We start from the raw sequence: 17,254 nt of genomic DNA on the forward strand, positions 1-17,254 counted from the left end.
AAAGGAGAAGGTGTATGAAAGATGTGCGTATCGCTCTTTTTCTATTTTCAACTGTATTATGTATAACTTTAAATAGTGCATCCCCTATACGTCAGCATACTTCTATACATACGGTTTCTTCCTTTTCAAGTCAACGTACGCACTTAGGTAAGATGACTGTAAATTTTTTAAGAGTTGGGCAAGGAGATGCAACAATTATTTCTTTACCGAACGGGAAAACAATTTTAATTGATGGTGGACCGTATGAAGCTGGGGAGCCTATTATTGATACATTAATTAAAAAAGGGATTAAACGCTTAGATGTTGTCATTAGCACACATCCTGACATGGATCATATCGGGGGACTAATTCCAATTATTGAACAAATGCCGGTTTCACTTGTGTTAGATAGTGGGAAACTATATAGTTCATTTACATATCACACATACATAAGAAGTATTAAAAAAGAGGAGTGCCGTTTTTAAGTGTAAAAGAAGGGCAATATATCCCTCTGGACCCTCATATTTCTATTCAAGTGTTAAACGATGGGAAAGCGAAACGAGAAAATAACGAATCGTCTATTGTATTGAAAATTCGTTATGGTAAGGCTGATTTTTTATTTATGGGAGATGCAGATACACATACAGAAGAAGAAATGATAAAACAATATGATATGCATGCAGATGTATTAAAAGTTGGTCATCATGGCTCGTATACATCAACGAGTGAAAAGTTTATAACAGCTGTTGCACCGCAGTTTGCTGTTATCTCATATGATAAAAAGAATCCATATGGTCATCCACATCGAAGTGTGATGAAACGGTTATATCGGCATGGCATCGCCGTATATACTACCGTAAAACATGATGTTGAAATTGAGACAGATGGTGAGCGTATTGTTATTCAGCATCAGTTACCTTTACCGTTGTTAAAATAGTGTATGTATATCTCATTTCAGCATTGAGATATATAAGCTGCTGAAATTACAAATATAGTTAATTACGTTTATATACAGTAGCGTTCCAAAGCTTTTCTTGATATCCGTTCAATAAAATATCTAAATCATGCATAATACGATGTATTTCTACAAGTGAAGTTGCTCTTCTTTCTTCACGGGCTTGTTTCGTGTAAGAAACAATATTTTGGAAGTCTTTTTGTAAAGCCCCTTCAACTGATGGTGTGTACTGCAAGAATTGTTCTTCAATTTGTTTTAAAGCAGCATCATGCTCAGTCCATAAAGAAGAGGAAGGGGTCCAGTTTTTATATTGATCATAGCAGACCAACTTGTTTAGCAATTCATGCTGTTCGTGAATTGATTTGTAAATAGCTGCAGTTTGTGCATCCTTTGGAGGTTCTGGAGGTGATGTAACTTGTTTAGATATATTCATTTTCGTCATCATATAATAAGACCCAGAGCCAATTAGAACTACTGTTACAAAGATAATACATGAAATAATTGTTGACTTTTTCATAAAATTGTTAACCTCTCCTTTTGAATAAATAATACTATATATTATAATTAGAGAAGAAAAAGAAATTACCTTTTTCCTATATTAAGAATTTACCCATAATGTATAGACAACTACTCGTGTATATATTATGATGAAAATAGGCAAATAGGTAATAATACAAGTAGTATTATATGGGAAAGGACGATGGAAATGAAAACGCAAGTTGTCATCAATGCCAAAATTTATACAGGTCATGAAGTGCTAGAAAACGGTTTTATTCGTTACACAGATCAAATTCAAGAACTGGGATTGATGGCTCAGTATGTACCAAAAGAAAATGAAGAGATTCATGATATAACAGGGAATCTTGTAATTCCAGGAATGATTGATATTCATATTCACGGTGGATACAATATTGATGCAATGGATGCAAATAGCGACGGATTAGTAACTCTCGGCAAACAGATGTTACAAGAAGGAGTTACAACTTTTTTCCAACAACAATGACACAGTCTCCTGAAGCAATTGAAGCGGCTCTAAGTGCTGCAAAAGAAGCGAAGGGAAAAGGTGCGCATTTTGAATATATTCATTTAGAAGGCCCGTACGTTTCAAAAAAACGTGCAGGTGCACAGCCGCTCGAGTACATTGTTCCTGCAAATATTGAACAATTTAAACAATGGCAAGAAGCAAGCGGAAATTTAATTAAACTGGTAACATATGCTCCTGAAGAAGAAGGTGCGCGTGAGTTTGAACAATACCTCGCGGAAACTGGGATTATCGGTACGATCGGACATACAGATGCAACTGATGAGCAATTAACAGGTAGAAATATTACACATGCAACTCACCTTTATAATCAAATGCGTGGTTTGCATCATCGTGAGCCGGGTGTAGTTGGTCATGTGTTATTAAACCCAGATGTAATGGTTGAAGTGATTACAGATGGTATTCATATTCATCCGGATATGGTGAAATTGGCATATAAATTAAAAGGACCTAAAAAAGTGAGTGTCATTACAGATGCGATGCGTGCAAAAGGATTAGCAGATGGATTATATGAACTTGGTGGACAACCGGTTATTGTAAAAAATGGCAGTGCGCGATTAGAAGATGGCACATTAGCAGGCAGCATTTTAACGATGGATCAAGCGTTTCGTAACGTGATTGCGTTTACTGGATGTTCTGTTGAAGAAGCAGTTCTTATGACATCAATTAATCAAGCTGAAGAATTTGGATTAGTAAATAAGGGTGCTTTAGAAACAGGAAAAAATGCAGATTTTGTTATTATGTCTAAAGATTTATATGTACAAGATACAGTTCGATTAGGAGCTCATATGAAAGAGGGGAAATAAATGAATATCGTTGTTGTAAAAACTCCAGAAGCATTAGCGGAAGCAGGTTATAAATTAATTGAACAAATTGTAAAATCAAAAGAAAGTCCAGTGCTAGGAATGGCTACAGGAAGCTCTCCATTGGGAATTTACGTATTAATGAGAAAAAATAAACTTGATACAAGCTGTGTAACCACTGTAAACTTAGATGAGTACGTAAATTTACCACATGAAGACAAAAACAGCTATCATTACTTTATGCAAGAACAGTTGTTTGATCATCTTCCATTTAAAGAAACTTATGTACCAAATGGAATGGCAGGCGATTTACAAGAGGAATGTAAACGTTATGAAAGCATTATTGATGCCAATCCAGTTGATTTGCAAATTCTTGGAATCGGTGAAAACGGTCACATCGGATTTAATGAGCCGGGAACACCATTTGATTCTGTAACTAACATTGTTGAGTTAACAGAATCTACCCGTCAAGCAAACCGTCGTTTCTTCGAAAAAGAAGAAGATGTGCCAACTCATGCAATTACAATGGGAATTGGTAGCATTATGAAAGCGAAACAAATTTTACTTGTTGTTTCTGGCTTGAAAAAAGCAGAAGCGATTAAGGAAATGCTACAAGGGAACGTAAACGAAGGTTGTCCGGCTACAGTTTTACAACGTCATCCAAATGTAACCGTAATCGCAGATCAAGAAGCTCTATCTTTATGCAGTGAGGCGATTGCTGATGAACATCGACAAGTATTCACCATTTCCGATCTATTATCAGATTCAAGAGTGGGTGAAGCAACTAATTGAAGACGGTGAATGGAAGCCGGGAGATAAAATTCCATCTGAAAATGAATTATGTGATAAGTTTGAAGTAAGTCGAATGACAATCAGACAGGCAATTAATAATTTAGTTGAACAAGGATATTTATATCGAAAGCGTGGAATTGGAACTTTTGTACAACTTCCGAAAGTTGAACAAAAGTTACAAGGCATGACTGGATTTACGGAGGATATGCTCTCTCGTGGAATGAAACCTAGTAGTGCGCTATTAAGCTTTCAACTTGTTCCGGCTACTGCTAAAGTAGCAGACAGGCTTAGAATTCAAGAGGGAGAATCAGTTTACGAAGTGAGACGTATTCGCTTAGCTGACGAGGAACCAATTGCGTTTGAGACAACGTATTTGTCACCATCTCTTGTAAAAGATATTAATGAAGAAATTTTGCAGCAATCATTGTATGAGCACTTAGAAAAAACTAGGCTTTAAGCTAGTTCGTGCTACGCAATCTATTGAAGCATCTATTGCAACGGATGAAGAGGCTGCGCATCTTCATATTCCGAAGAAAGCACCTGTGCTTGTAATGAGACAATGGTCGTATGCAGAAGGTGAGTTGCCGCTGGAATACGTAAAGTGTATTTACAGAGGAGATCGTTATAAGTTTATTACAAATATTTCACGCAATAAGTAGAACATAATGTTTTATGTAGTGAAATAAAGTGAAACTTCCACCAGTGGGGGCATTCCGCACTGATGGAAAGCTCTCACCAATCGGGCTTTTATTGCCCGCGAATAGCGGGATAAAAATACGACTCATCCTTATAAGGAGTGAGTCGTATTTTTATATTCTTCATTATTATAATGAAGAACATATTCAATCGCATCTTTAACAGAAGGAACAGTATGAGTTGCGTGTTGTCTGACTTCATCATCTGCACCTGCCATCGCAAAGCTATGAGGTGTTAAGGCAAACATTGGGATATCATTGTAGGAATCACCAATACAAGCTATTTCATTAGGCTGAATGTTAAATTCCTCTAATAAGACAGAAATAGCAGAACCTTTACTAATGTTATGTGGCATAACATCTAAACACTGCTCGGCAGAAATAAAGGTGCTTACTTTCCCTTTAAAGTTTTCATCAATTTTCTTTTGAAGAGTAACTAAATCTTCTTTGGTACCCCCAACTGAAATTTTATTTGGGAAAATTGTTTTATCGATTTTTTCGAGCAAATTTGGTTCTGCAACGGAAGTCATTTTTACTTGCTTTTCGAGCTCATGAATAAACGGTGTTTTTTCCTCAATATAATAATTATATTCATCACTTACATAACGAAAGAATGGTTTTTTATTTGTTATAGACAACAGCTCTGGTAAAATAGTAGAATCAAATGTTGCTGATAACAATTGTTTATTTTCGTGTGTATATACAAATACACCATTCACGCTAATACGATGAAAGTTCATGTCAACTTTGTTCATTAACTCGGCAATTTCATTATCAAGTCTTCCAGAAGCGAAACAAAGGATTATATTTTGATCAGCAAGGCTACGCAGTGCATCTATATCTTGTTCATCGATTACACCTCCGTGTTGCATCATTGTGCCATCAATATCGCTTATGAACATTTTAATCATGGTGTTGCTCCTTTCTACTAGACGTATATCTTTACATTATACGCATCTCATACAATCATGTCTAAAAAACGACATTTTCAAAATGGTAGATGTTTTACATTGACGAAAAATAAGATTGTTCTGTAACATGAAAGAAGACCTTTTTACGCGCAAGGGTGGTGTTGTATGAATAATTGTCTCGAAATTAAAAAAGTTTTAAATAATAATGTTATTATTGCTGCCCATCCAGAACATGAAGAAGTAGTTGTCATTGGAAAGGGAATTGGGTTTGGCAAAAAAGCAAAAGAAATGTTACAAGTAGAACAGATTGAAAAAATGTTTGTGTTAACAAATGAACGTGAGCGTGAACAATATAAACTACTTGTTCCGCATGTGAGCGAGAAGTTAATAGAATTAATGAATGATCTTATGTTTTATATTCAAGATCGAGTAGATACACCGTTAAATGAGCATATTCATATTGCTTTAACGGATCATATTGCTTTTGCAATTAAGCGATTAAAGCAAGGATTTACAGTAGACAATCCATTTTTAGTGGAAACGAAAGTGCTGTATCCAAATGAATATAAAATTGCAGAGGAAGTTGTAGAATTAATTAACTCTCGCTTAAATATTCATCTTCCAGAAGGGGAGATTGGATTTATCGCATTGCATATTTATAGTTCTATTACAAACTCTGAGGTGTCTTCTATTAATCAAAATTCTAGATTGATTGCTCATCTCGTCTCTTTAATTGAAGAAAATCTACAGGTCGTGTTAGACAAAGAGAGCATTCATTATTTACGTCTTGTTCGGCATTTGCAATACGCGATTGAACGTGTGAAAAATGGTGAACAAGTGGAAGAATCACAACATTTTGCAGACCTTTTAAAAGCTGAATTTCCAGAGTGCTATAATTTGGCATGGAAACTTGTTAAAGTAATGCAAAATCAATTGCAACTGCCCGTGTATGAAGCAGAATCGATTTATTTAACGATGCACTTACAGCGTTTAGTGAAGGTAGAAGAAATGTAGAAATTGTTTGATTTTGTCGAAAATGTAAACGTTAAAAAAAGTTGTTGAATCGCTTACATGACTTATGTATAATAATCTTACAGAAAGTTATTATTTTCGACAAATGTTGCGCATCGATAAACGGAAACGTTTGCGTGAATTGAATATCGCACTTATTTCATTACGATTCGACACGTGTTACTGATTCGATCAGGCATGAGTGAAGAAGAGGTTGGAATGGTAGCTGTTGAAAGGGACATACTACTCCTTGATAGCTATTTTCTACCTTTTTTTAACTCATGCCTTTTTGCATTTGCCGAAAATAAAAATAAAAAAGAAAGGGAGGAAGAATCCAAATGTTTAAAAAGATTTTTGGTGTTCTTCAAAAAGTCGGAAAAGCATTGATGCTTCCAGTTGCTATCCTTCCGGCGGCAGGTATTTTACTTGGATTTGGTAATGCATTTCAAAATCCACAGTTAACAAATTTAGTTCCTGCTTTAAAAGCAGACTGGTTTGTTCTAGTTGCAAAAATTATGGAACAATCTGGTGATATTATTTTCGCAAACCTTGCATTATTATTCGCAGTAGGGGTTGCCATCGGGTTATCAAACGGAGACGGAGTAGCTGGATTAGCAGCCTTCGTTGGATATTTAATTATGAATAAAACGATGAGCGTCTTCCTAGGAGTAGATAAATTTGTCACAATTGTAAGTGATAAAGTTCCAGTTAAAACTGGTTTTACAGATCCATCTTATGCAAATGTATTAGGCATTCCAACGCTTCAAACAGGAGTGTTTGGTGGTATTATTGTCGGGATATTAGCGGCATATTGCTATAACAAATACTACAACATCGAATTGCCATCATATTTAGGATTCTTTGCTGGTAAGCGTTTCGTACCAATTGCAACAGCAACATTCTCTGTACTTTTAGGGATTGTAATGTGCTTTGTTTGGCCACCAATTCAAGGTGCTTTAAATACGTTTTCACATCAAATGATTGATGCAAATAAAACGCTAGCAGCATTTATATTTGGTTTGATTGAGCGGTCTTTAATTCCGTTCGGGCTGCATCATATTTTCTATGCGCCGTTCTGGTTTGAGTTCGGTTCATATACAAATGCAGCAGGTGACGTTATCCACGGTGACCAAAAGATTTTCATGGCACAATTAAAAGATGGTGTCACATTAACAGCTGGTACATTTACAACAGGTAAATATCCGTTCATGATGTTCGGTCTTCCAGCAGCAGCATTAGCAATGTATCATGAAGCACGTCCGGAAAACAAAAAAATGGCAGCTGGTATTTTAGGATCTGCTGCGTTAACATCTTTCTTAACAGGTATTACAGAACCGATTGAGTTCTCATTCTTATTCGTAGCACCTGTACTATTTGGAATACATGCAGTATTTGCTGGTTTATCATTTATGACTATGCAACTTTTAAACGTTAAGATCGGGATGACATTCTCTGGTGGCTTAATTGACTTTATGTTATTTGGTGTCTTACCAGGCCGTACGGCATGGTGGTGGGTAATTATTGTTGGTCTTGTACTAGCAGTGATTTACTACTTCGGATTCCGCTTTGCAATTCGCAAATGGGATTTAAAAACACCAGGTCGTGAAGTAGTAGAAGAGGTCGAAGGAGCAGGAAAAGTAGAAGCAGGCGAGCTTCCAGGTGAAATTTTAGTAGCGTTTGGCGGAAAAGAAAACATCGCTTCTTTAGATGCTTGTATTACACGTTTACGCGTTCAAGTAAAGGATCAAAAAGATGTAAATAAAGATCGTTTAAAAGAGCTTGGAGCAGCAGGTGTCCTTGAGGTTGGTAACAATATTCAAGCGATCTTTGGTCCAAAATCTGATACGTTAAAATCACAAATTCAAGATATTATGGCAGGTCGTGCAGTGCATGTTCCAAAAGAAGCGCCTGCAAAAGTAGAAGAGCCTGTACAAAAAGCAGATGTAAATGAAGTAATTGCGATTCCGATTGAAGGTAAAATTTTACCGATTACAGAAGTGCCAGATCAAGTGTTTTCCGGAAAAATGATGGGGGATGGATTTGCGATTGAACCAGCGGAAGGAACTGTAGTTTCTCCGGTAAATGGTGAAATTGTGAACGTATTCCCAACGAAACATGCGATCGGTATTCAATCTGAAGGCGGAAAAGAAATTTTAATTCACTTCGGTATTGATACAGTGAAATTGAATGGAGAAGGCTTTGAAGCACTAGTTTCTCAAGGTGATAAAGTAACGCAAGGCCAGCCTTTATTGAAAGTAGATATAGCATTTGTAAAAGAAAATGCCCCTTCTATTATTACGCCAATTGTTTTCACAAACTTACAAGAAGGACAGAAAGTTGAAATCAAAAAGCAAGGTAATGTCCAAAAAGGTGAAACAAGCGTTATTGATATTCAGTAAAATTTAGACGCAAAATGTTTACAATTATAATAGGCGATGTAGTTGACCAGGCATCGCCTATTATATACAATAGAAAGTGTAGTACTCACGTCTATACAACTTAAAATATACTGTAGTTTAAAGGAGATAGATCATTATGGAAAAAATCTTTAAAGTAACTAGCGACTCAGGAATTCATGCTCGTCCAGCAACTTTACTTGTAAACACAGCAAGCAAATTTGGTGCTGACATTAACTTAGAATATAACGGCAAAACAGTAAATTTAAAATCAATCATGGGTGTTATGTCTTTAGGTATTCAACAAGGCGCAGAAATCAAAATCACTGCAAATGGTGATGATGCAGCTCAAGCAGTAGCAGCTATCGAAGAAACTATGAAAAACGAAGGATTAGGAGAATAATGACTCTTAACATTAAAGGGATCGCCGCGTCAAGTGGTATTGCAATTGCAAAGGCGTTCCGTCTAGAAAATCCTGAATTTAATATTGCAAAGAAATCGATTACGGATGAAGCTGCGGAAATCGCACGCTTAGAAGCTGCGCTTGAGAAATCAAAGTCTGAATTAGAAGCAATTAAAAATCATGCTTTTGCTGAGCTTGGAGCTGATAAAGCGGCAATCTTTGAAGCACATTTACTAGTATTAAATGATCCAGAACTAGTAAACCCAGTAAAAGATAAAGTGAAAAACGAAAAAGCAAACGCTGAATTTGCGATGGATGAAGTTGCATCAATGTTCATTACTATGTTTGAGAGTATGGATAATGAGTATATGAAAGAACGTGCAGCGGATATTCGCGACGTGACAAAGCGTGTTATTGCACACTTACTTGGAATTAACTTCTCAAACCCAAGTACAATCTCCGAAGAAGTAATCATCATTGCAGAAGATTTAACACCGTCTGATACAGCACAATTAAATCGTAAATATGCAAAAGGTTTCACAACTGATATTGGTGGACGTACGTCTCACTCTGCAATTATGGCTCGTTCAATGGAAATCCCAGCTGTTGTTGGGACAAAAATTGTCATGGAGCAAATTCAAAACGGTGACATCGTAATCATCGACGGTTTAGATGGAGAAGTAATTGTAAACCCATCTGAAGAGACTCTTCGTGTTTATGAAGAAAAGAAAGCACAATTTGAAGAGCAAAAAGTAGAATGGGCAAAATTAAAGAATGAAGCAACAGTTACGGCAGATGGTCATCACGTTGAGCTTGTAGCAAACATCGGTACACCAAAAGATGTAAAAGGTATTATTGACAACGGTGGAGAAGGCGTTGGTCTATATCGTACAGAATTCTTGTACATGGGCCGTGACAACCTTCCAACAGAAGAAGAGCAATTTGAAGCATACAAAGCTGTTCTTGAAGGTGTAGGAGAAGGTCAGCCGGTTGTTGTTCGTACACTTGACATTGGTGGCGATAAAGAGCTTCCATACTTACATTTACCAAAAGAAATGAACCCGTTCTTAGGCTACCGTGCAATTCGCTTATGCTTAGAAGAACAAGATATCTTCCGTACACAATTACGTGCATTACTTCGTGCGAGTGTATACGGTAATTTAAAAATTATGTTCCCGATGATTGCAACTCTTGATGAATTCCGTCAAGCAAAAGCAATTTTATTAGAAGAAAAAGAAAAACTTGTGCAAGCTGGTACAGTTGTTTCTGATAGCATTGAAGTTGGTATGATGGTAGAAATCCCAGCTTCTGCGGTATTAGCTGATCAATTTGCAAAAGAAGTAGATTTCTTCTCTATCGGAACAAATGATTTAATTCAATACACAATGGCAGCAGATCGTATGAATGAACGCGTATCTTACCTATACCAACCATATAACCCAGCAATTTTACGTCTTGTAAAAATGGTGATTGATGCAACCCATAAAGAAGGGAAATGGGCTGGTATGTGCGGTGAGATGGCAGGAGATGCTTTAGCAATTCCGTTATTAGTTGGATTAGGATTAGATGAGTTTAGCATGAGTGCAACATCTATTCTTCCAGCAAGAACACAAATTCGTAAGCTTTCAAAAGTGCAAATGGAAGAGTTAGCACAAAAAGCTTTAAATATGTCAACTGCTGAAGAAGTAGTAGAACTTGTAAAAAGCATTTAATGAAAAAACCTGAGCTGAATGAAATCGGTCTCAGGTTTTTTCATACAATAAACATTTTTTTGTAAATCTTTTAGTTAATCCTAATTGTTTCGAACCAATTGAGCTTTTACTACCCGCGAATAGCGGGATAAAGTGAAACTTCCATCAGTGGGGGCTTCATCCTCCACTGATGGTTAGTTGAACCAATCGGGCTTTTATGGGCAGTTGTCCCCCACCTATCTTCTTCGTTTTCTCTGAATCTTGAGGGGGATCTTACTGCCTGTTAATGCGGGATAAAGTGAAACTTCCATCAGTGGGGGCTTCATCCTCCACTGATGGTTAGTTGAACCAATCGGGCTTTTACGGGCAGTTGTCCCCCACCTATCTTCTTCGTTTTCTCTGAATCTTGAGATGGGGATCTTACTGCCCGTTAATGCGGGATAAATAAAACCAGGAAAGCAATAGCTTTCCTGGAGGTAATGACTTCTATTAGAAAACGATAGCTACAACATCTTCTGGGCAAACACGTAATAAACCACCTGTTGTTGCTCCTACTACACCTGAAGTAGCTCCTGAGAAAAGTGCTACCCCATTTGAGAAGCCTTCAAATACAACGTTATTGAAAGTACCATTATCTCTAATTGTTAATAGAGTGATTGAAGTACCGATTGCAAGGTTTCTAAGAACGTTGCAAAAACGATTTCTATGACCAGTACGGCGGTCGTCAAAACGGCGGTCGCTGCGTACACGGCGGTCGCTGCGTACACGGCTACGGCGGTCGCAGTCATCAAATCCAAAACATCCGAACATAATTCTCACCCCCTTCACATTAATAAGATATGCTCTAGGTACATGCTTTGTTTGGACACAGTGAAGAATTTTTTTAAGATTTTTTCCTATTTTTCAGGAAAATAATAAATGTTTTAGGTAGAATGTTGCTATTCTTCTTATAACATATGAGAAGAGGGAAATGAGAGTTTGGACAATAAGCGGATATGTATAGAAAAAAGACTGCCTCTTTTTAATAAAGACAGTCTTTATATTTTTTTGCTTTTATATAAAACAATAATATATACAGGAAGTGCTAATAGTAGTGGTGCAACGGAACGGCCAGCATGCTGACCAATTTCGGACTGAAGCGCTGTTTCTTTTGAAAACTGTAGCATCGCAATATTTGTCATATCTCCAACGAAGTATAGAAGTAGTACTGTGACTAGATAGCACAATATTGCGATAAAGCTTCCAGATAAATTCAACGAAAATCCCTCACTTGTTATCAATTTGTTACTATTGTATCATAATTGTAACAAAAAAGCATCTTTAGAGTACAGTCTGCTATTCCTAGGTAGTAATCCCCTCTTAATATTTAGAGAGAAGTGAAGAAGATAGATGGAGAATAACTGCTGTCACGTGCCTGATTGGTGAAAGCTTTCCATTAGTGAGGAATGAAAAAACCTCCATTAGTGGAGGTTTCATTTTATTTTGCCCATTCTGCTACTTGTTCTACGCTCATGCGTGGTGCTGGGTGACCTTCTAATGTAGATTCCCCAATTGTAATTAACATAATTGGAAGGTAGCGAGAAGACACGTTAAACTCTTCCATTAATGCTTGCGGGTTAAAACCTCCAATTGCACATGTGTCCCAACCAGTTGCTTTTGCTGCAAGCATAAGTTGCATTGCTGCTAAAGATGCATTAGAGAATGCAGCATCACGTGGGTATTGTTCACGTTGATATGCACCTTCAATATTTTGTCCCAAACGATTTTTTGCTTCTTCTTGCATAAGTCCTTGTTCTACAAGTGGACCGTATACAGCATCAACATTTTTATATGCTTCTAAGTCACCTAATATAGCGACAACTGCAGATGCATCAAGAATTTGTTGTTGATTATATGCAATTGGATGTAAGCGGCGTTGTACATCTTCTCCTTGGAATACAAGGAATTTCCAGTGTTGTAAATTCCATGCTGATGGTGCTTGGCCAGCAGCTTTTAAAATATCATATAGTTCCTCTTTTGAAATCTCTTTTTCAGGGTTGAAAGCACGATTAGATGTACGTTCGTATAAAACAGTAAAGAAATCTTGCTGTGTCATCATAATTCCTCCAAGCTTTGTTTCTATTTGTAAATGAGTTGAATATAAAAATGTTCTTAACTTACATTTTGTAAGTGGATACTGTAAAAGGATATAATATATGCAGTTCTATTGTCAAGTGTTTTAAAAAAGATATGAATAAAAGAAGATATTCGCACAAACGTCTCACTTATTGTTGTCATACAATAAAAAGATGATACAGGGCTTCAAAAGGTTTATGTAACGTGAAACTGCCATGTGATGGTTTGTTGAACAAATCAAGTTCTTATAAGTGATGAACTCTATCGTAAGGGATTCTTAAGCTTGTAAGAATGGGATAAATGAAGTGAGTGAAAACCTAGTGGTGAACATTCTGCATTTTTTATTGGAACATACAGTTTTTCAAAATGTATTACAAGATCTCGATGTGAATGTATTGTATATTGAAGAAGGTCATAATCAACAACATACAGTTGCAACATTAAAGCCAAAGTGCTTGTTTTTGGCACATAGTTTTAAGGACGGGAAAATATTGTTTGAAAAAGTTCAACCACAAATCGTAATTATATACATTTCTCATTCTTCTCAAGTTGAATTTGTAAAAGAATTATTTACTTCAGATATTTCTTTTATCATTGTATGGAGTGAACAAGTTACATCTCAACTTGTTGACCTTATTAAACTTGGGGTACGAAACATTGTGTTACCTCCAATTACGCCACAATCTATACTTTCTGAAGTGCAAAAGAGTTTGTATGAATTGTCATTGTTAAAACAAGTTATATTACAACAAGAACTACTTCAAATGATATTTGATTTTCAGAATGATTTGTTGTTTATTGTAGAAGATGATGAAATTATAGATTGCAATACAAATTTTTTACGTTTCTTCGGATATGAAGATCTCATGTCATATCATGAGCATCACATGACATTTGCTGAACATTTTGCAGAGGAGAATGGGTATTATATTGCAGAAAATGATACAATGTGGATTGATGATTGCTTAATGAAATCAAGAAAAATCAAAATGTATAATGAGGCTGAAGAAGCAACTGTGTTTTTGTTACGTATTGCTCCTTTGCCGGATGATGTAACGAGATTCATCGTTACATGTACAGATATTACAGAGTTAGAAGAAGAGTATAAAGAACAAGAGCGCTTAGCAACAATTGATTCCTTAACAAATATTTATAATCGGTTGAAGTTTCAAAGACTATTTTCACAAGGCTGGGAAACTGCTATACGAATGAGCCAATCATTTGCTCTGATTTTATTTGATCTTGATGATTTCAAAAAAGTAAATGACACATATGGTCATGATTTTGGAGATTTAGCATTGGTACAACTAGCGGAACTTGTGACAGCAAAATTACAGCCGCATCATGTTTTTGCACGGTGGAGCGAAGAAGAATTTATTATTTTTTTGTCTCATACAACAGAAAAAGAAGCATTTCAAATTGCGGAATCGCTTCGATTTTTTATCGAAACAAAAAAATTTTCTGGAATTTCAAATATCACAGCAAGCTTTGGTGTTTCTGCATACGAAAATGGAATTACGAAAGAAATATTGATGCATCGAGCGGATGTTGCATTATATGAAGCGAAGAACAAGGGGAAAAATCAAGTATGCTTATATAGAAAAAAATGTAACATATTTTCGCAACAAATTGTTGCGATTTTTTTTATTGTCGGATAATGGTGAAGGGAGGAACAATTATTTAAGATGCGATGGAGGATTTTTAGAAATGAAGACGTTATGGAGTGCAATTATTTTTTTCTTTCTATTATATTAGTTGGGAGCTATTTCTTTTTTAAAGTACCTGCTAAAAAAGAAGCAAAGTCAATAAAAACAATACCCTCTACTGATACAATAAAAGAAAGAGAAAAAGAAATTGATTATACGGCTGTTGCACAAAAACTAGAACAATATTTAAAAGATAAACAATTTAATGGCTCGGTTCTCGTTTCGTATCAAGGCCGTACAATATTAGATAAAGGGTATGGCTATGCGGATGTACAAAAACAAATTGAAAATACGCCGCAAACAAAATATCGAATTGGTTCTATTACAAAAACGACAATTGCGGTGTCGATTCTACAGTTGCAAGAACAAGGAAAAATAAATATACAGGATAACGTGAATAAATATATTCCTTCTTTTCCTGCTAATAAAAATATTACGTTGTACCATTTATTAACGCATACATCGGGACTCCCTGATCATGGAAAAGGGAAAGTCAATGCGGCATCCCGTCTTAATTTAGTGACATGGATTGGACAACAGTCAACTGCTTTTCAACCTGGAAGTGGCTGGTTATATTCAGATTATAATTATATGTTGCTAGCTTATATTCTAGAAAAAAACTCGGGACAATCTGTAGCACAATACGTTACAGATCATATCTTTATTCCCGCGGGAATGACAGAGTCAGGTATGGGAGAGACACCAGCAGGAGATGTGAATTTTTCAAAAGGATATAAAAAGAAAGAGAATGAACTTGTGCTAGCGCCTAAATTAGCAATGAATTGGTTATATGGATGCGGAGAGATGTATACAACGGTGCATGATATGAAAAAGTTAGATGAAGCAATTATGACAGGGAAGCTTATCTCTGCTGAAAGCTTAAAATTAATGCTAACACCATCTTCAGAAAAAAATATGCATTTAGCTTATATATATATCCAGATTATTATCATAATCATGGTGTACTTTCGGGATGGAATACATTTAACAATTTTAATTGGGATAAACAATTATTTGTAATTGAATTCTCAAATGTGCAAAATGGAATTGATGATGAGTTTAATAATGAATTTCGTAAACTTGTGAGTGATTTATTAGAGAAAAGGGGATGAGAAGATGAAGCAGAAGCAGATATTGCCACCAGCTTCTATTGGTTTTGTTGGTACAGGTGTTATGGGAAAAAGTATGGTGCGTCATTTATTAAAAGCTGGTTATACTGTTTATGTATATAATCGTACAAAAGAAAAAACAGCAGCTTTGATTGAAGAAGGTGCGTACTGGTGTGATTCTCCTAAGGAAATTGCAAGAACAGTAGATGTTGTAATGACTATGGTTGGTTATCCACATGATGTGGAAGAAGTATACTTTGGTGCAGAGGGGATTCTTACTCATGCAGAACGAGGGACGATTACAATTGACTTTACAACATCAACACCAACTCTTGCGAAACGTATTTATGAAGAAGGGAAGAACAAGGGAATTCATGTATTAGATGCCCCCGTATCGGGCGGAGATATCGGAGCAAAAGAAGGAAGCCTTGCGATTATGATCGGTGGGGATGAAGAAGTATATGAAGCATGCTTGCCGTTATTTGAATTGTTAGGTAAAAACATTATATTGCAAGGAAATGCAGGTAGTGGCCAACATACAAAAATGTGCAACCAAATTGCGATTGCATCTAATATGCTTGGTGTATGTGAAGCACTTGCTTATGCAAAAAAGGCAGGTTTACATCCAGAAAAAGTGTTACAAAGTATTTCTACTGGTGCAGCAGGTAGCTGGTCATTAAGTAATTTAGCACCGCGCATGTTACAAGGTGATTTTGAACCAGGATTTTACGTGAAACATTTTATTAAGGATATGAAAATTGCGTTAGCAGAAGCAGAACAACTTGGGTTATCTGCGCCTGGCTTAGCTCTTGCGCGAGAATTATATGAACAATTGATGCAAGACGGTGAAGAAAATAGCGGAACACAGGCATTATATAAACGATACATAAAGGAGTGAGTGTATGGGTTTAGAGAAATTTGATAATATCATTGATACGGTACAGCGCGCAGAAACAATTTATATTAATGATAAGCAACTGGCTGCGTTTAAAAAGAAGTATAGTTTTGAACCGGTATTTGAATATGGTAGAGATGAAACAAGTCGTTATGTCATTCGAACAACGAAAGAAATGCTAGAAGAGATGGAATTTTATTTAGCGTTAAAGTACGAACGTGATCTCATTGATTTATATATGAATGCAGAAGTAGACGGGAAATTTTATGTTTCGGTTAGTTATGGAGAGGATGCACTTCATTTACAGGAGCTATTTCAATTTTTAGAAGAAAATAAATAAAAAAGTCCTCATATGAGGACTTTTTTATTTAGGAAAGACCTGTTGCTCGGCGTGCTTTTTCAATTGGAAAGGGAATGACTTCACCCATTCTAGTTCGAGTAAATCGTTTTGTGCGAGAATGACGTAATATATATAGTGCAAACAGTAAACAAACAGGAATTGCACCATATAAACCAAAGAATAAAGCGCTTACAGAAGATGCGACAAAACCAATCATACCAACTTCTAATTCCTCCATAATAGCTCCCACAACAGCAGGTATAGACCCGCAAACGACACCGAAAAGAATGGCTAAAATTAACTCCATATATTCCCTTCCTCCTTTTTACAATTCCACTTGTTTTTTCTATTATTTGTATTATAACACATTTTAAACAGAATATTCAGAAAAAGTTCACAAAATGTTCATAA

General features: G+C 36.1%; 14 protein-coding genes and 4 pseudogenes. 12 read left to right on the forward strand and 6 right to left on the reverse strand.

Annotation, left to right across the window (positions count from 1 at the left end; genetic code table 11):
- Nucleotides 1-14: 14 nt before the first annotated feature.
- Nucleotides 15-916, forward strand: a pseudogene (locus ACEWFJ_RS08350) (ComEC/Rec2 family competence protein).
- Between the two features lie 58 nt (nt 917-974).
- Here the strand turns inward: ACEWFJ_RS08350 and ACEWFJ_RS08355 are convergent.
- Nucleotides 975-1,451: a hypothetical protein gene (locus ACEWFJ_RS08355; RefSeq protein ID WP_473691520.1), complete on the reverse strand. Its 477-nt coding sequence runs from the start codon at nt 1,449-1,451 to the stop codon at nt 975-977.
- A 189-nt stretch (nt 1,452-1,640) separates the two neighbouring features.
- Here ACEWFJ_RS08355 and nagA point away from each other — a divergent pair.
- The 3 genes and pseudogenes from nagA to phnF all read left to right on the forward strand — a co-directional run bounded on the left by nagA (nt 1,641) and on the right by phnF (nt 4,230).
- A pseudogene (gene nagA, locus ACEWFJ_RS08360) lies at nt 1,641-2,782 on the forward strand (N-acetylglucosamine-6-phosphate deacetylase).
- Nucleotides 2,783-3,571, forward strand: coding sequence for a glucosamine-6-phosphate deaminase (locus ACEWFJ_RS08365; protein WP_429719805.1), 789 nt, complete (start codon nt 2,783-2,785; stop codon nt 3,569-3,571).
- Nucleotides 3,501-4,230: pseudogene (phnF, locus tag ACEWFJ_RS08370) on the forward strand (phosphonate metabolism transcriptional regulator PhnF). The gene ACEWFJ_RS08365 and the pseudogene phnF overlap by 71 nt, the downstream one beginning before the upstream one ends.
- A 128-nt stretch (nt 4,231-4,358) precedes the next feature.
- Here the strand turns inward: phnF and ACEWFJ_RS08375 are convergent.
- On the reverse strand, nt 4,359-5,177 hold the full coding sequence (locus tag ACEWFJ_RS08375; RefSeq protein WP_473691522.1) for an HAD family hydrolase: 819 nt from the start codon (nt 5,175-5,177) through the stop codon (nt 4,359-4,361).
- 165 nt (nt 5,178-5,342) lie between these two features.
- On the opposite strand from ACEWFJ_RS08375, the gene glcT reads away from it, so the two are divergent.
- The 4 genes from glcT to ptsP all read left to right on the forward strand — a co-directional run bounded on the left by glcT (nt 5,343) and on the right by ptsP (nt 10,699).
- Nucleotides 5,343-6,191, forward strand: coding sequence for a glucose PTS transporter transcription antiterminator GlcT (glcT, locus tag ACEWFJ_RS08380; protein ID WP_473691525.1), 849 nt, complete (start codon nt 5,343-5,345; stop codon nt 6,189-6,191).
- A gap of 335 nt (nt 6,192-6,526) precedes the next feature.
- Nucleotides 6,527-8,587 (forward strand): glucose-specific PTS transporter subunit IIBC, encoded by a 2,061-nt coding sequence (gene ptsG, locus ACEWFJ_RS08385; RefSeq protein ID WP_473691528.1) that lies wholly within the window; start codon nt 6,527-6,529, stop codon nt 8,585-8,587.
- Between the two features lie 136 nt (nt 8,588-8,723).
- Nucleotides 8,724-8,987 carry a phosphocarrier protein HPr gene (ptsH, locus tag ACEWFJ_RS08390; RefSeq protein ID WP_020059386.1) on the forward strand — a complete coding sequence of 88 codons (264 nt, stop codon included), beginning with the start codon at nt 8,724-8,726 and terminating at the stop codon, nt 8,985-8,987.
- The gene (gene ptsP / locus ACEWFJ_RS08395) at nt 8,987-10,699 is read left to right on the forward strand and encodes a phosphoenolpyruvate--protein phosphotransferase (protein WP_473691531.1); all 1,713 of its coding nucleotides are present in this window, start codon (nt 8,987-8,989) and stop codon (nt 10,697-10,699) included. The genes ptsH and ptsP overlap by 1 nt, the downstream gene beginning before the upstream one ends.
- A 468-nt stretch (nt 10,700-11,167) precedes the next feature.
- Here the strand turns inward: ptsP and ACEWFJ_RS08400 are convergent, their stop codons facing one another.
- The 3 genes from ACEWFJ_RS08400 to ACEWFJ_RS08410 all read right to left on the reverse strand — a co-directional run bounded on the left by ACEWFJ_RS08400 (nt 11,168) and on the right by ACEWFJ_RS08410 (nt 12,773).
- Nucleotides 11,168-11,488, reverse strand: coding sequence for a DUF3915 family protein (locus ACEWFJ_RS08400; protein WP_473691533.1), 321 nt, complete (start codon nt 11,486-11,488; stop codon nt 11,168-11,170).
- Nucleotides 11,489-11,715: 227 nt separating this feature from the next.
- Entirely contained in the window at nt 11,716-11,934 is a 219-nt protein-coding gene (locus ACEWFJ_RS08405; protein WP_253630315.1) for a hypothetical protein, read from the reverse strand.
- A 221-nt stretch (nt 11,935-12,155) separates the two neighbouring features.
- Nucleotides 12,156-12,773, reverse strand: a complete 618-nt coding sequence (locus tag ACEWFJ_RS08410) for a nitroreductase family protein (RefSeq protein WP_473691535.1) — start codon at nt 12,771-12,773, stop codon at nt 12,156-12,158.
- Between the two features lie 343 nt (nt 12,774-13,116).
- Between ACEWFJ_RS08410 and ACEWFJ_RS08415 the strand changes: the two genes are divergently transcribed.
- The 4 genes and pseudogenes from ACEWFJ_RS08415 (at nt 13,117) to ACEWFJ_RS08430 (ending at nt 16,843) form a co-directional block, all read left to right on the forward strand.
- Nucleotides 13,117-14,451, forward strand: a complete 1,335-nt coding sequence (locus ACEWFJ_RS08415; protein ID WP_473692398.1) for a sensor domain-containing diguanylate cyclase — start codon at nt 13,117-13,119, stop codon at nt 14,449-14,451.
- 60 nt (nt 14,452-14,511) lie between these two features.
- Nucleotides 14,512-15,611: pseudogene (locus ACEWFJ_RS08420) on the forward strand (serine hydrolase domain-containing protein).
- Between the two features lie 4 nt (nt 15,612-15,615).
- On the forward strand, nt 15,616-16,506 hold the full coding sequence (locus tag ACEWFJ_RS08425; RefSeq protein WP_473691537.1) for an NAD(P)-dependent oxidoreductase: 891 nt from the start codon (nt 15,616-15,618) through the stop codon (nt 16,504-16,506).
- Nucleotides 16,507-16,510: 4 nt separating this feature from the next.
- Nucleotides 16,511-16,843 carry a DUF3909 family protein gene (locus tag ACEWFJ_RS08430; RefSeq protein ID WP_473691539.1) on the forward strand — a complete coding sequence of 111 codons (333 nt, stop codon included), beginning with the start codon at nt 16,511-16,513 and terminating at the stop codon, nt 16,841-16,843.
- A 28-nt stretch (nt 16,844-16,871) separates the two neighbouring features.
- Here the strand turns inward: ACEWFJ_RS08430 and ACEWFJ_RS08435 are convergent, their stop codons facing one another.
- Nucleotides 16,872-17,150 (reverse strand): hypothetical protein, encoded by a 279-nt coding sequence (locus tag ACEWFJ_RS08435; RefSeq protein WP_473691541.1) that lies wholly within the window; start codon nt 17,148-17,150, stop codon nt 16,872-16,874.
- Nucleotides 17,151-17,254 lie beyond the last annotated feature (104 nt).

Source organism: Bacillus sp. EA-CB0995, from assembly GCF_055814245.1.

Coding starts and splice junctions, on each gene's coding strand:
- ACEWFJ_RS08355 (WP_473691520.1), bottom strand. CDS start 1,451: ATGAAAAAGTCAACAATTATTTCATGTATTATCTTTGTAACAGTAGTT.
- ACEWFJ_RS08365 (WP_429719805.1), top strand. CDS start 2,783: ATGAATATCGTTGTTGTAAAAACTCCAGAAGCATTAGCGGAAGCAGGT.
- ACEWFJ_RS08375 (WP_473691522.1), bottom strand. CDS start 5,177: ATGATTAAAATGTTCATAAGCGATATTGATGGCACAATGATGCAACAC.
- glcT (WP_473691525.1), top strand. CDS start 5,343: ATGAATAATTGTCTCGAAATTAAAAAAGTTTTAAATAATAATGTTATT.
- ptsG (WP_473691528.1), top strand. CDS start 6,527: ATGTTTAAAAAGATTTTTGGTGTTCTTCAAAAAGTCGGAAAAGCATTG.
- ptsH (WP_020059386.1), top strand. CDS start 8,724: ATGGAAAAAATCTTTAAAGTAACTAGCGACTCAGGAATTCATGCTCGT.
- ptsP (WP_473691531.1), top strand. CDS start 8,987: ATGACTCTTAACATTAAAGGGATCGCCGCGTCAAGTGGTATTGCAATT.
- ACEWFJ_RS08400 (WP_473691533.1), bottom strand. CDS start 11,488: ATGTTCGGATGTTTTGGATTTGATGACTGCGACCGCCGTAGCCGTGTA.
- ACEWFJ_RS08410 (WP_473691535.1), bottom strand. CDS start 12,773: ATGACACAGCAAGATTTCTTTACTGTTTTATACGAACGTACATCTAAT.
- ACEWFJ_RS08425 (WP_473691537.1), top strand. CDS start 15,616: ATGAAGCAGAAGCAGATATTGCCACCAGCTTCTATTGGTTTTGTTGGT.
- ACEWFJ_RS08430 (WP_473691539.1), top strand. CDS start 16,511: ATGGGTTTAGAGAAATTTGATAATATCATTGATACGGTACAGCGCGCA.
- ACEWFJ_RS08435 (WP_473691541.1), bottom strand. CDS start 17,150: ATGGAGTTAATTTTAGCCATTCTTTTCGGTGTCGTTTGCGGGTCTATA.